Annotated in this window: 15 protein-coding genes and 1 pseudogene; 10 read left to right on the top strand and 6 right to left on the bottom strand. The window is 64.4% G+C overall.

What is annotated here, in order from left to right:
• Positions 1 to 3: 3 nt before the first annotated feature.
• Together ABW18_RS21710 and ABW18_RS22840 are read left to right on the top strand one after the other, a co-directional pair.
• Positions 4 to 363 carry a phosphorylase family protein gene (locus ABW18_RS21710; protein ID WP_160318062.1) on the top strand — a complete coding sequence of 120 codons (360 nt, stop codon included), beginning with the start codon at positions 4 to 6 and terminating at the stop codon, positions 361 to 363.
• Between the two features lie 146 nt (positions 364 to 509).
• On the top strand, positions 510 to 845 hold the full coding sequence (locus tag ABW18_RS22840) for a nucleoside phosphorylase-I family protein (RefSeq protein WP_200903302.1): 336 nt from the start codon (positions 510 to 512) through the stop codon (positions 843 to 845).
• 493 nt (positions 846 to 1338) lie between these two features.
• Here ABW18_RS22840 and ABW18_RS21700 read toward each other — a convergent pair whose 3' ends face one another.
• Entirely contained in the window at positions 1339 to 2259 is a 921-nt protein-coding gene (locus tag ABW18_RS21700; protein WP_235434490.1) for an AraC family transcriptional regulator, read from the bottom strand.
• A gap of 81 nt (positions 2260 to 2340) precedes the next feature.
• On the opposite strand from ABW18_RS21700, the gene ABW18_RS21695 reads away from it, so the two are divergent.
• A complete protein-coding gene (locus ABW18_RS21695) occupies positions 2341 to 2781 on the top strand; it encodes an anthrone oxygenase family protein (protein WP_235434489.1) in 441 nt (146 codons plus the stop codon).
• Between the two features lie 17 nt (positions 2782 to 2798).
• On the opposite strand, the pseudogene ABW18_RS22600 reads toward ABW18_RS21695, so the two are convergent.
• A pseudogene (locus ABW18_RS22600) lies at positions 2799 to 3014 on the bottom strand (hypothetical protein); the annotation flags it as partial.
• A 50-nt stretch (positions 3015 to 3064) separates the two neighbouring features.
• Here ABW18_RS22600 and ABW18_RS21690 point away from each other — a divergent pair.
• Positions 3065 to 3526, top strand: a complete 462-nt coding sequence (locus ABW18_RS21690) for a hypothetical protein (RefSeq protein ID WP_049701027.1) — start codon at positions 3065 to 3067, stop codon at positions 3524 to 3526.
• Between the two features lie 72 nt (positions 3527 to 3598).
• Here the strand turns inward: ABW18_RS21690 and ABW18_RS21685 are convergent, their stop codons facing one another.
• Positions 3599 to 3925 (bottom strand): winged helix-turn-helix transcriptional regulator, encoded by a 327-nt coding sequence (locus ABW18_RS21685; RefSeq protein ID WP_049701026.1) that lies wholly within the window; start codon positions 3923 to 3925, stop codon positions 3599 to 3601.
• A gap of 108 nt (positions 3926 to 4033) precedes the next feature.
• On the opposite strand from ABW18_RS21685, the gene ABW18_RS21680 reads away from it, so the two are divergent.
• Positions 4034 to 4942, top strand: a complete 909-nt coding sequence (locus ABW18_RS21680) for an NAD(P)-dependent oxidoreductase (RefSeq protein WP_049701025.1) — start codon at positions 4034 to 4036, stop codon at positions 4940 to 4942.
• 78 nt (positions 4943 to 5020) lie between these two features.
• Here ABW18_RS21680 and ABW18_RS21675 read toward each other — a convergent pair whose 3' ends face one another.
• From ABW18_RS21675 to mhpA, 3 genes are read right to left on the bottom strand one after another with little or no spacing between them, the layout of a single operon-like run.
• The gene (locus ABW18_RS21675; RefSeq protein WP_049701048.1) at positions 5021 to 6046 is read right to left on the bottom strand and encodes a VOC family protein; all 1026 of its coding nucleotides are present in this window, start codon (positions 6044 to 6046) and stop codon (positions 5021 to 5023) included.
• An 8-nt stretch (positions 6047 to 6054) separates the two neighbouring features.
• Positions 6055 to 6921 carry an alpha/beta fold hydrolase gene (locus tag ABW18_RS21670; RefSeq protein WP_049701024.1) on the bottom strand — a complete coding sequence of 289 codons (867 nt, stop codon included), beginning with the start codon at positions 6919 to 6921 and terminating at the stop codon, positions 6055 to 6057.
• 10 nt (positions 6922 to 6931) lie between these two features.
• Complete coding sequence (gene mhpA, locus ABW18_RS21665) at positions 6932 to 8494, bottom strand: bifunctional 3-(3-hydroxy-phenyl)propionate/3-hydroxycinnamic acid hydroxylase MhpA (protein WP_049701023.1); 1563 nt, start codon at positions 8492 to 8494, stop codon at positions 6932 to 6934.
• A gap of 163 nt (positions 8495 to 8657) precedes the next feature.
• Here mhpA and ABW18_RS21660 point away from each other — a divergent pair, with 163 nt between their 5' ends.
• The 5 genes from ABW18_RS21660 to ABW18_RS21640 all read left to right on the top strand — a co-directional run.
• Positions 8658 to 9287: a TetR/AcrR family transcriptional regulator gene (locus ABW18_RS21660; RefSeq protein ID WP_049701022.1), complete on the top strand. Its 630-nt coding sequence runs from the start codon at positions 8658 to 8660 to the stop codon at positions 9285 to 9287.
• Positions 9284 to 10078, top strand: coding sequence for a 2-keto-4-pentenoate hydratase (locus tag ABW18_RS21655; protein WP_049701021.1), 795 nt, complete (start codon positions 9284 to 9286; stop codon positions 10076 to 10078). Before ABW18_RS21660 ends, ABW18_RS21655 begins: the two co-directional genes overlap by 4 nt.
• An 11-nt stretch (positions 10079 to 10089) precedes the next feature.
• Positions 10090 to 11046: an acetaldehyde dehydrogenase (acetylating) gene (locus ABW18_RS21650; protein ID WP_049701020.1), complete on the top strand. Its 957-nt coding sequence runs from the start codon at positions 10090 to 10092 to the stop codon at positions 11044 to 11046.
• Positions 11043 to 12083: a 4-hydroxy-2-oxovalerate aldolase gene (dmpG, locus tag ABW18_RS21645; protein ID WP_083444498.1), complete on the top strand. Its 1041-nt coding sequence runs from the start codon at positions 11043 to 11045 to the stop codon at positions 12081 to 12083. The genes ABW18_RS21650 and dmpG overlap by 4 nt, the downstream gene beginning before the upstream one ends.
• 35 nt (positions 12084 to 12118) lie before the next feature.
• Positions 12119 to 12916 (top strand): amidohydrolase family protein (locus tag ABW18_RS21640; protein ID WP_049701019.1); only part of this gene is annotated, 798 nt, incomplete at its 3' end.

Raw genomic sequence — 12916 nt, 5'->3', positions numbered from 1 at the left:
TCTGTGACACAGTACTACTCGTCGTTGAGGGTGAGTCCGCTCGATGACGGAGTCACCTATTACCGGACGGAGATCCGGGGCAAGCCGATCGTCGCAGTGATGACAGGGGTCGGCATCGTCAATGCCACCCACGCCGCCAACGCATCGTTTGCAGACCTCACCTGCTCGCGGCACGGCCTTCGGATCGCCCGGATCGTGTTCTCCGGCACGGCAGGTGGTTCACCGCCGGCGGGCATCGGCGATGTCGCGGTTCCGGCAACGTGGTACCTCACTCGCACAGGACGGGCACTTCCCGCGGATCCCTCACTGCTGGCTGCCGCGCGGGCCGCACACCCCCACCTGAACCCGTCACCGACGGCATGAATCCGCTGGCTCCATGCGGACGCAAGCTGCCCTGGGTGCCGCCGATCGATCTGCACCGAGAACCGCGGGTGGTAGTCGGCGGTAAGGGGCTCAGCAGTGACCCATATCAAGGATTCACGTTTCCGTGTGTACCCGGTAGTGGCTCCGTGACCGGTTGCAGGCCATGCTCGTTCGCAGACCGTGAGGACACTCGTCGCGACGTCGACACGCTTGCCCGTACCGATCCCCGTGTACTCGCAACCCTGTTCGCCGACGTCGATTCGGGTTCGGGCTATCTCACCTCCGACATGGAGACGGCTGCCGTGTCCGGGGTTGCGGCGGCGCACGCCATACCTTTCGTCGGCCTACGCGGGGTCTCCGATGGTCCTGGCGACCCGAATCACCTTCCCGGCTTTCCAGTGAGTTTCCTTGTCTACCAACAGCTGGCCGCGACGAACGCTGCCGCGACAGCGGCGGACGTCATCGCCTCAGCCGCCATCTGATCGACGCCGCAAGCAGAGTGGTGGCGCGGCCGGCGGAGCGTGACGGGTGCTCGGCTCGTGCGTGTTCACCCGATCATGTCGCACGGGCACACGGACTGTGCCGGAGTTACCGTTGACCGATCAACGGTGTCAGGGCAAGCACAGTCGTGGACCCGCGTCGCTGGTGAAAGACATGAGAGCGTCGGGCGCCACGGTGAACTTCCACGGATACCCCACCACTCATGACAGCACAATGCAGGCCTCACTCGTTGATTCGACGCCGTTCCTGGCTGGGCGTTTTGCCGCCGTGCCGTAAGCCGCGGCGGCGCCGGGCCACCGCCGTACGCCAACCCTGGTGCGCGATGAGCGAATCCGCACCTCATCTGTCGCTCGGCACCTTCGGCAGTGCAGAAGGTAAACCGTCACAGATGAGGTGCGGTCTCGAGGGCCGCCCGCGCGTGACTCACGACGACGCGTCACCACTTTCGAAGCGGCACAGATCTTCTCGCCACCCTCATCGACGCTCGCGGCGGTAGTGCGACGGGCTCGTCCCGTGCATCGTCTTGAACGCGTTGCTGAACGAGAACGCTGACCCGTAGCCGATCCGCCGGGCAATCGTCTCGAGGCCGTCGTCGGATCCGACGAGTGCGTCGGCAGCCAGGGTCATCCGCCAGCGCGTGAGGTATCTCGCGGGCGTCTCCCCCACGCTGTCACGAAACTTGGCCGCCAAGCCGGATCTGGAAACGTGTAGCGCAGCGGCGAGTGCTGTTACGGTCCAAGGCTTCTCGGGCGACTCATGGATGAGATCGAGTGCGCCGGCAACCGTCGGATCGAGTGTGCCGGACAACCACCCCGGTCCAGCCAAGGGTCCCGCAGCGCGAATGGCGGAGGCCACCACAACGTCGAGCAGGCGGTCGATGACGAAGCTGTGTCCCGGTTTCGCGTCGGCGAGTTCCTGACGCAACAGAGCGCGTGTCGTTTCGTCGACGCTGCCCGGCGGTAGCACCGTGAAGTCGGGCAACTGCTCGGTGAGGTGTCGTCCGACCTGGGATGCCGACGCATAGGTTCCGACGAGGAGTTGGTCGGCTCCGTCGCTGTGATTGCCCCACGTCAGCAGACCTCGGTGTACCGCAGACTGCATTGACTCGTGGAGCGCAATGCACTTGCCGCCCTCCACAATTCGAACGGTCGGGGCGCGGTCGGGTTCGTCGGCGACCACGTAGCGCGGCCCGTGCGCAACCAACGCGACCTGCCCCGCGGTCAGAAGCGCTTCCTCTTCCGGTCGGACGAGCCACGCCGACCCGCGGTCGACAGCGATCACGGTGAGTGGAGCGCCGTCGTCGATGTCGACCGACCACGGTGCGCTCATGGACAGCCGCAGTGAGAACAGGCCCTGTGCCCGAAGCCCCGACAACATCCTGAACAGAGGGTCCACGACCTCAGATTAGACGTTCGCGTATGAATATCAGCCATTTCGGCATGGATAACGCCAAAGAGTCGACCGATGCTTGTAACCATGACAATGAAATTGCTGATCGGGTCGGCCGTGCTCTGCAGCGCGGTACTCGCGGGTTTCTACTTCGCCTACGCCACGGTGATTGCGGCCCTGAGCGGAGTCGACGGCGCTGACGCGATGCGCAGGATGAACTCCGCTGTCGAGCGTCCACCATTCCTCGCGGTCTTCTTCCTCGCGCCGGTGCTGGCGGTGGCCGTCGTGGTCGGGATCGTTGCATTCGGTCCTCGTGACGTTCGCGGACTTGCCGGGGTGATCGGTGCGGTGCTCATCGTCGTAGCGTTCGTGACGACGGTGGCGATCAACGTGCCCCTCAACCAACGGCTTGCCGCTGGAACGGTGGACTGGTCCACGTTCGCCAAGACCTGGGGGACGTGGAACGCCGTGCGCACCTGGCTCTCAGTGCTCGGCGCAATCGGGATGGGCGTCGCCGCGTTTCGCTGAGAATCGGTCGAGTCGGTTCAGGTGACCACCGAGTCTGAATACGCGACGAACGGCCGCCACGGGAACATCTGTGCCGCGTTGGCCCACTCGATCGCGTCGCACTGCGCGGCGTCGAGGTCTGGGTAGTCCTCGAGGTTCGCGGCGAAGTAGGCGCCAGCGACAGCGGGTGCGAATGGCCAGTCTGAGCCGTAGGTGATGTGTCCGTGCTGCGCGAACGCCAGCAGACGAGACAGGAGACCTCGCAGTGGCTCGAAACCAGAGATTCCCCGCTCAATGGTCGCCGATGGCCCACGAGATCGCCACAGCGAGCGACCAGGGTATCAGCGCAGTGCGCAGCCACGACCGGGAGCATTTCGACGACGCTGTCGCGCAACTCGAGAAGCACGGTGATGCGGCCCGCGCCGTGCACGCCTATGTAATCCGTGAGCTACTCGAGACGTCCTTCCAGGACGGTGTGAGCGGCGACGACGTGTCCGATGTCCTCACCCGTACCGTCGACACTGCAGCACAGTGGGATGTATCGGTCCCACCAGACTCCGTGGTAGCGGTGCTCATCGGCGCCTTGGGTGTTTCCGAACGTCGTGGTGACGACGCTGCCGCAGCAGCCATTCCGCTCGCCGCCATCATCGGTGCGGCCATGCTGGTCGCCGCGGAGATGGCGACGGATGCCGCGGTTGATCACGTGCCGTACCTGGTGCGGGCCGTCGACGAGATCCACCGCGCTCAAACCATCGAGATCCCTTGACACAAACCGACTCTCGCAGAAGTGCGCGATCGGCCGACGCGAGGTCACGGGTGGTGAATCCTGTGCGAGTCGTCATTGCCGGACTGCGATGATGTCGGCCAGGTGCTCCTCACCCCAGTCGCCCAGGGGTGCGAGTGCCTTGTCAAGCGCCACACCCTTGCGCGTCAGGCTGTAGATCACGCGCGGCGGAACCTCTTTGTAGACCTCACGATGGACGATGCCGTCGCGTTCGAGTTCGCGGAGTTGTTGGGTGAGAACCTTTTCCGACACACCGTCGAGCTCACGGCGCAGTTCGCCGGTGCGTCGCGGCTGCACGCTCAGCGCCCACAGGATCAACGGTTTCCACTTGCCGCCTACCACCGCGACGGCGGCGTCGAGTCCGCAGAGAAAGCCCGCCATGGGATGCACCTTTCGTCGGGCAGGTGCACTCCACACCCACCTCCAGGTAAGTACGCCACAAAATAGTGGGTACTTGTCGCCGTCAACTGTTCTGTCGACGATAGACCTATGACACAGAACGAAGCAGCACACCGCAGCGCCGGGGTGACGATGATCGGTCTCGGACCGATGGGATCTGCACTCGCACAAGCATTTCTCACCGCTGATGTGCCGACAACGGTGTGGAATCGCACCCGGTCGGCGTCGGAGCGAATGGCTGAAGCCGGTGCAACCGTGGCCGACGATCTGGCGTCGGCCGTGAGCAGCGCCCGCCTCGTCATCACATGCTTGCGAGACCATGAAGCGACCCGCGAGGTGCTCGGCTCACTGCCCGGCGAGGTGTTCGGCGGGAGAGTCGTCGTGGTCCTCGCCTCGTCGACACCGCATGAGGCGCGCACGACCCAACGATGGGCAGATGAGCGCGGCATCGACGTCCTGATCGGCGCGATCCTGGTGCCCACCCCAGTGATCGGGACGCCGGAAGCCCTCATCCTCTACAGCGGACGCCGCGACCTCCTCGAACGGTATCGGAGCGAACTGGAGGTAGTCGCACCGCGATCGACGTTCGTCGGGGACGACCCCGCAACGGCGTCCATACTCGACACCGGCATGCTGGAGATCTTCTTCAGCGGGATGACCGCGTTCCTGCACGCGGCTGCGCTGGTCACCTCCGCCGGGCATACCGCGTCGAGCTTCGTCCCGATGGCCATCGAAATGCTGGACATCCTGCCCGCTACCTTCCTGGGACTTGCGGCCGACGTCGACGCCGGAGAGTATCCAGGAACCGAGGAAAACATCGCCATGGAGGCGGCGGCCCTGAGGCATATCGTCGACTCCAGCGTCGAGGCGGGACTCGATGCCCGGCTGCCACGTCTGATGCATGACCTCGCCACGCGGGCGGTCGAGGAGGGATACGGCGCCGATGGATGGTCCCGGGTGGTCGAACTGCTTCGCACCGACCCAGCTGCACCTGCATGATGGCCGACTCCACCGCCGGCGCAGTGCTGGCGCGCGTGAGCCCGCTGTGACGTGACGAGGCGTCGCACGTTCTCGCGGTCAGTTGTCGGGGATGCCCATCCCGGAGAGCGCCAAGACGGTGTCCTCCTCGTGGCGCAGCGAGAGCGCGCCGCGGCGGAACTGGTCGAGTTTGTCGATGATCGTGTGGCCTTCTGGTGTGTGCCCCCAGATGCTGATCCCCTTGTGGGTCGTCGGTTCCCACGTCTTTTCGTCGACGGTGATCGGGTTCCAGCCGACCTCCCATTCGAAGCCGGACGGGGTCTGTGCGTAGAACGAGAGCTCTTTGTCGTTGGTGTGCTGGCCGACGGAGAGCGCCATGTCGAAGCCGAGTTGCTTGACCCGCTGATAGGCCTGGGTCATGTCGTCGAGTGATGCGACCTCGATGTTGAGGTGTTGAACTCGAGTCCGGATCGGATTGATCGGCAGGGCACGGACATTGGCGATGGCGATCGAGTGATGACGCTCGTTCACCCGGAGGAATCGGATCTTGAGTTTGGCGCCGCTGATCGTCTCGTCGATGTAGTCGGTGAGCCGGGCGTCGAAGACGGTGTTGTAGTAGCCGCGCATCTGCTGCGGTTTGGTAGACGTGATCGCCACGTGCCCCATTCCTGATGTGCCGGTGACGAATCCGTGTTGGTTGGTCATCGCCAGTGGTGCGTCGGTCACTCGCGCACGGGTGAAGACTTCCTGGGCCAGACCGTTGGGACCGGGAAACCGGATCAGCCGTTCCACTCCGCGAATGGCGGCATCTTCGTCGGTGCCGACCACGGTCGGCACACCACGGCCGGCGACACGACCAACGATCTGGTCGAATGCCTCGTGATTGTCGAGTTCCCATCCGAGGGCGACGACGTCTTCGGCGGGTCCGCGCACGACGATGAACCGTGCTTGGTGATCGTCGAGCCGGAACCGAATCACGTCTGGCGACAACTCATCGAGGTGCATTCCGATGGCGTCTTTGCCGAATCGTCGCCACTCACTGAACTTTTGGCTTTCGATGACGATGTAGCCGAGGTGTACGTTCCCGAACACCGACGGTGCGATGGTCGTCGAGGCGCTCAACATCGGGCCGCTCATGCGTAGGTGCCGTCGAGGAAGTCGGCCACAACCCGGTTGAACAGGTCGGCTCGTTCCCACTGAACCCAGTGGCCGGTTCGCGCCGGCATCAGCAGGTCGGCGTTGGGCATGGCGTCGACCAGCATCTGTCCCCCGGCCGGCCGGTTGACCTTGTCGTTCTGGCCCCAGATGACCAACGTGCGGTTCGGGAGTGTTTCGAGGCGCGAGTCGCGGGTGAAGTCCATGCGCCACAGGGTTTTGAGCGCACCGAGACCCGAGGGACGTCGCAGCGGTGGATGTGCGACGACGTCGGGGTCGATCGAGGCCTGATAACGCTCCTCGATTGCGCTATCCGGTACTGCCTCGGCGTCGTAGACGAGGTAGGTGCGGACGAAGGTTTCGAGCTTGTCGCGGCTGGGCCCGGTGCCGGTGTAGTAGCCGAGAAGTGCGTTGAGTCCCTTGGTGGGCGCCCCGCGCGTGGTGCCGATCCCGCCCGGTCCCATGAGCACCAGCCGGTCGACGCGGTGTGGGGTGTCCAGGGCAAGCCGCAGGGCGCAGGCGCCCCCGTACGAGTTGCCCACCAGGTGGGCGGTGTCGAGTCCGAGGTGATCGAGTAGGGCGCGGATCGCGTCGGCAAGCGCGCCGAACGGGTCGGTCTGCTCGAGGTTCTTGCTGCTACGACCGTAGCCGGGCAGGTCGGGCACGATGACTCGGAATCTGCTGGCCAAGGCGTCGACGTTGCGGGCGTAGTTCGACATACCGGAGGCACCTGGTCCGCCTCCGTGTAGCAGAACGACCGGGTCGCCGGTACCGATCTCGGTGTAGAAGATCTCGGTATCGCCATTGACTGTGACGGTGTGGGATGCATTGTGAGGGGCCAACATCAGGTTTCCTTCATCGTGAGGTGGCGGTCGCCGCACGCAATCCTGCGGGCGGTGTTGGGAGGGTGTGTCCGGAGTCGGCAGCGCAGTAGACGAAGCCGTCGGGGCGTAGTGCAACCGCCGAAGCGTGGTGCGTGCTGAACCACGTCAGCAGTGAGCTGTCGGCGTCGACGACGGCGTCGGGGGCGGGCCGTGCACCAGCCGGCAGTACTCTCAGCACTTCGACGCCGCGCGAGTGCCACGCCGTGTGGTCGCGTTCGTCGAGACCGAGCACTACCCAGCGACCGTCGAGCACGTCGTCGAGGCGAACTCGGGTTCCGTGCTCGTCAAGCACCCACGGCTGAGGGATCTGCCACCCTCGGGCGGGGTGGGTCTGCTCGCTGAAGAGCCCGTCGGAATAGTGGGCATTCGGGATCCACTTGTTGTCCACCATCCAGCGCGTGTAGATGGAGAACTTGGATACGAACCGAAAGACGTTGTTGCGCACGCTTGCCGCCCATGGGCGACGTTCGGTGATCACCTTGCCGGCGAATACGGCATGATCGGTTGTCTCGCGCACGTGGGGCTCACGTTCGACCTGATAGCTGTCGAGTGCTGACTCCGGAAGACTTCCGTCGACGACTGCGGCAAGTTTCCAGCACAGGTTGGCAGCGTCGCGTACGCCCGACGCCATCCCCTGCCCGATCCATGGCGGCATCGCGTGCGCGGCGTCGCCTGCCAGGAACACCCGGCCCACACGCCAACGGTCGGCCACCCGCACATGGTGGCTGTAGACGACCGCGCGGAGGATCTCGACGTTCTCCTCGGTGATGCCCTGACTGTTCAAAATGGCCCAAATAGCTTGGTGCGTAGCAAGATACTCCTCGTCTTCGCCGTCGCGGACCGGGAACTCCCACCTGTGATGCTCGAGCGGCGTCGGACAGTCAACGGTGGGACGCGCCGGGTCGCAATGAAAACGTAAGCGCGAGCTACCTTCCCAGTCGCGGAGCACCTTGGTGTCGATGACGACCCATCGCTCGGTGTAGGTCGTGCCCTGATACCCGATCCCCAGCTGTCCCCGTGTCGCCGACGACCCCCCATCGGCGGCGATCACGTACGACGCGCGAATCCGCACGAAGCTGTCGTCGGCAAGGTCGGCGGCCAGGATCTCGACGTCGTCGGCGCCGCTGAGCACCTTGAGGCTCTCGTGCCTCGTCAGCACCGTGACGTTGGCAAACCGTTCCACCCCTGCGCGCAGCGTCGTGTCGACGGCAGGTTGGTAGATGAACTGCTGCGGTGGATGACCGGCGCCTCGTGATGTCGGCTGTACCTCCGAGAACGGCTTGCCCTCGGCGTCGACGAATGCGACGACGCCGCCGGGCAGCATGTCGCGCTGCAGGGTATCGGCCAGGCCAACCTGCTGCCAGATACGCATGACCTCCTCGTCTGTCGATATTGCGCGGGCGCGACTGTAGACGTCTGGATCACGTTCGAGCACAACCACATTCAGTCCCTGTCGACCAAGGAGGTTGGCTGCGGTTACCCCGGTGGGGCCATAGCCGATGATCGCCACGTCGTAGTGCGGAATGTCGGACACGGAAGTCTCCTAGAGCCTGACCTCGCCACCAGGGCGAGATGCCACATAAACGAGCTGTAGTGATCACTACGCTAAGTCCTTGACCCCGGGCCGTCAAGGACTTACTGTAATGACCACTACGGCAATTGCGGCCACTCCCCGACCAATCGAGAAGAGTGAACCAATGGCAGAGACATCGCGGCGACGTCGAGCGAACGGCGAGACGTCGAGAGCCAAAATCCTCGACGCGGCAACAGAAATCGCCAGTGAGCGCGGATACGAGGGAACAAGTATCAACCTGGTGAGCAAGCGGTGTGGGTTGCCTGCGAGTTCGATCTATTGGCATTTCACCGACAAGGACGACCTCATCGCGGCTGTCATCGAGCGAAGCTTCGGCCAGTGGCTGTCGGCGTGGAGAATGCCCGACGACGGGACGGCCCGTGACCGAGTCGCGGAGATGACCATGCAGGTTGCCAAGGCGCTGCTGGAGTCACCCGACTTTCTGCGGCTCGGGCTGATGCTCGCGTTGGAACGCCGACCAGTGGAGCCGCGCGCCCGCGAGATGTATCTCCAGGTGCGAGCTGAGGCTCAGGTCCGAATTCGCGAAGCAGCCAAGGAGTTGTCGCCGGATCTCGACGAGGCCGCTGTCGATCAACTCGCCACCTACGCCATGGCGGGCGCCGACGGTCTGTTCATCGCCAAGGAGATCGGCGGTGACTCTGTCGATCTACCAGCGCTGTTCGAACTCCACGGACGCATGTTGATCGATGCCGCACTCCGACTCACCGAATCACCGCGAGACGAGGACTCATGATCTCTCCCCTGCCACCGGCCGACCTTGACGACTGGGCTGACAGGTTGCACACCGCACTGCTCGACAGCGCGCCGATTGCCCCGCTGAGCGAGAGCATCCCCGACTTCGACGTGGCCGGTGCCTATGCGATTCAGCAACGAAATCTCACGCGACTGCTCGACGACGGGGCTCGGCTGGTCGGCCGCAAGATCGGTCTGACGTCAGCGCCCATGCAACAGTTGCTCGGCGTCGACGAGCCCGATTACGGATTCATTCTCGACACCATGGTGTACCCCGACGGCGGCGCCATTCCGGCGTCGTCTCTCTGCGCGCCGCGCGTCGAGCCGGAGATCGCGTTCCGGCTCAACCGTCCGCTGCAAGGACCAGGTATCACCGTCGCCGATGTCCTCGATGCCACCGACGCAGTTGCTGCTGCCCTGGAAATCGTCGACAGCCGGATCGCTGACTGGCGGATCACTCTGTGCGACACCGTCGCCGACAACGCCAGCTCTGCCGCGGTGGTCCTCGGTCCGTGGGTGCCGATCAACGACGCACCCGACCTCGACGACATTTCTGCCTACCTGTACGTCAACAATGAGCAGGTCGACACCGGAATTGCCACCGCGGTTCTGGGTCACCCCGCCGAGGCGGTGGCCTGGTTGGTGAACGCCCTGGCCGCGTTCGACATCGGGCTGCAGGTCGGCGAGTTCGTCATGTCCGGATCGATCACCTCAGCCGTGTTCGTTCACGCCAGCGACACCGCAGCAGCGGATCTGTCCGGTCTCGGCCGCGTATCCATTGACTTCACCTGAGAGAGCCATCGATGACCACGACTCAGCGCTACCCGGTTGCCATCATCGGCTCGGGAAATATCGGCACCGATCTCATGATCAAGATCCTCCGAAGCGACGGCCCACTCGAGGTGGTTGCGATGGTGGGGATCGATCCGAACTCCGACGGCTTGGCGCGTGCCACACGACTGGGCGTCGCCGCCACCGCCGCGGGCGTCGACGGACTGCTTGCCATGGACGAATTCGCCGATGTGCGAATGGTTTTCGACGCGACGTCTGCCGGGGCGCACCGCGCCAACTGGTCCGCCCTCGAGCCCGCCGGGGTCCGGGTGCTCGACCTCACGCCTGCGTCGATCGGTCCGTTCTGTGTGCCCGTTGTGAACCTTGACGAGCATCTGGATGCGCCGAATCTGAACATGGTGACCTGTGGTGGTCAGGCGACCGTGCCGATCGCCGCTGCGGTCGGCGCAGTTGCTCCGGTCTCCTACGCCGAGATCATCTCGTCCATCTCGTCCAAGTCAGCGGGGCCGGGAACCCGCGCGAATATCGATGAGTTCACCGAGACGACCGCCGCGGCGTTACGTGACGTCGGGGGTGCGCAGCGCGCTAAGGCAGTGATGATCCTCAACCCGGCCGACCCGCCAATCCTGATGCGCAACACCGTGTATTGCCTTGTCGACGGCGACACCGACCACTCGGCGATCGAAGCGTCGATCACCGACATGGTCGAGCGCGTCAACGCCTATGTTCCCGGATATCGGCTCAAGCAACGTGTGCAGTTCGAGACGTTCACCGCGGAGAATCCGCTCTACATCCCCGAGACGGGCAAGTTCAGCGGCACGCGGGTGACCACAATGCTCGAGGTGACGGGCGCAGCCCATTACTTGCCCGCCTACGCAGGCAATCTCGACATCATGACGTCGGCTGCCAAAGCCACCGCCGAACGCATTGCAGTTCATGCCGCGCAGACAACAGGAGCCACACGGTGAGCAAGGTGTATGTCAGCGATGTCACGCTGCGAGACGGCATGCACGCGATCCGGCATCAGTACACAACCGAGCAGGTGGTCACCATCGCTACGGCACTCGATGCGGCCGGTGTGGATTCGATTGAGGTGGCGCACGGCGACGGCCTTGCCGGCTCCAGTTGCATCTACGGCTTTGGCGCCCACACCGACCTGGAATGGATCGAAGCCGTTGCAGGCGTGGTGAAACGAGCGACCGTGGCCACCCTGCTCCTTCCCGGGATCGGCACTGTGCAGAACCTCAAGGACGCCTACGACGCCGGTGCGCGCACCGTGAGGGTCGCGACGCACTGCACGGAGGCGGACATCTCCGCCCAGCACATCGCCGCTGCCCGTGAACTCGACATGGACACCGTCGGCTTTCTGATGATGAGCCACATGGCCAGTCCGCAGGAGTTGGCGCGGCAAGCCGTGTTGATGGAGTCCTACGGCGCCACCTGTGTCTACGTCGTCGATTCCGGGGGCGCGATGACCATGCGTGACATCGCTGAGCGCTGCGACGCGATGCGTGGAGTTCTGCACGGCGACACCGAGATCGGTATCCATGCACACCACAACCTCTCCCTGGGAGTGGCCAACTCGCTCGTGGCGCTCGAGCATGGCGCGAATCGTGTCGACGCGTCGCTGGCAGGTATGGGCGCAGGCGCGGGCAACGCTCCGTTGGAAGTGCTCGTGGCGGCCGCGTCGAGAGCCGGGATCGAACACAGCTGTGACCTCAATGCGCTCGAAGACGCCGCCGACGACATCGTCCGCCCGTTGCAGGACCGACCCGTGCGTGTCGACCGCGAAACGTTGACTCTCGGATACGCCGGCGTGTACTCGAGCTTCCTGCGTCACGCCGAGAGCATTGCCGAACGCTACGACCTCGATGCCCGCAGCCTGCTCGTGGAAGCAGGCCGACGGGGCATGGTCGGCGGGCAAGAAGACATGCTCGTCGACATCGCGCTGGACTTGCTCGACGGAAGCCGTTCTCAGACTGTCGTTCTCACCCATGACGCGTAAGCGTCCACACTCATTTTCCGAGAGGTTCACAACCGATGACTGCTGATATCAACCTGTCCTCGTCCAGCACTGGCGAGTCCTTCGGCATGAGCCGTCGGTCGCTGTTGATCGGTGCAGGCGCGGCGGCCGCAGGAATCGCTGTCGCAACGAGCGCTGTGCCGGCGACCGCTTCGGCCGCACCGTCCGGAAGGTACCGGATCGATCTCCATGCCCATTTCCTGCCACCTGAGTACCGTGCCGCACTGCTCGAACACGGCCATGTCACCATCGGCGGCTATCCCACCCCGCAGTGGTCGCCAGAATCAGCGATCGACTTCATGGACCGATGGGGCATTCAGTCCCAGGCGCTCTCGGTGTCTGACCCCGGTGTGTCGTTCCTGCGAGGCAAAGAAGCCCGCGATCTTGCCCGCTACTGCAATACCTACGCCGCCAGGCTCTTTCGCACACACCGCACTCGCTTCGGCGCATTCGCGGTACTGCCCATGCCCGACGTCGCGGCCTCGATCGCCGAACTCGAGTACGCACTCGACACTCTCCACCTCGACGGCGTCGTGTTGCTATCGGCCTACGACGGGGTCTACCTTGGCGATCCCCGTTTCGAGCCGCTCATGGAGGCACTCAACCGCCGCAAGGCGTTCGTCTTCGTCCATCCCGCCGCTATCCCCGACGACGCCAAACCCTCACTGCCACTACCGGATTTCCTCGAGGAGTTCACTTTCGATACCACTCGGGCGGCAACTCTGATGTTGGCGGGCGGAACCCTGCGCCGCTACCCCGGTATCCGGTTTCAACTCGCACACGCCGGCGGGACGCTGCCGTTCCTGTCCTGGCGC

It is taken from the genome of Gordonia jacobaea (genome assembly GCF_001186365.1).
GTDB classification, from domain to species: domain Bacteria; phylum Actinomycetota; class Actinomycetes; order Mycobacteriales; family Mycobacteriaceae; genus Gordonia; species Gordonia jacobaea.
The sequence above is the reverse complement of the archived record's forward strand: the minus strand, read 5'-3'. Positions and strand labels throughout refer to the sequence as shown.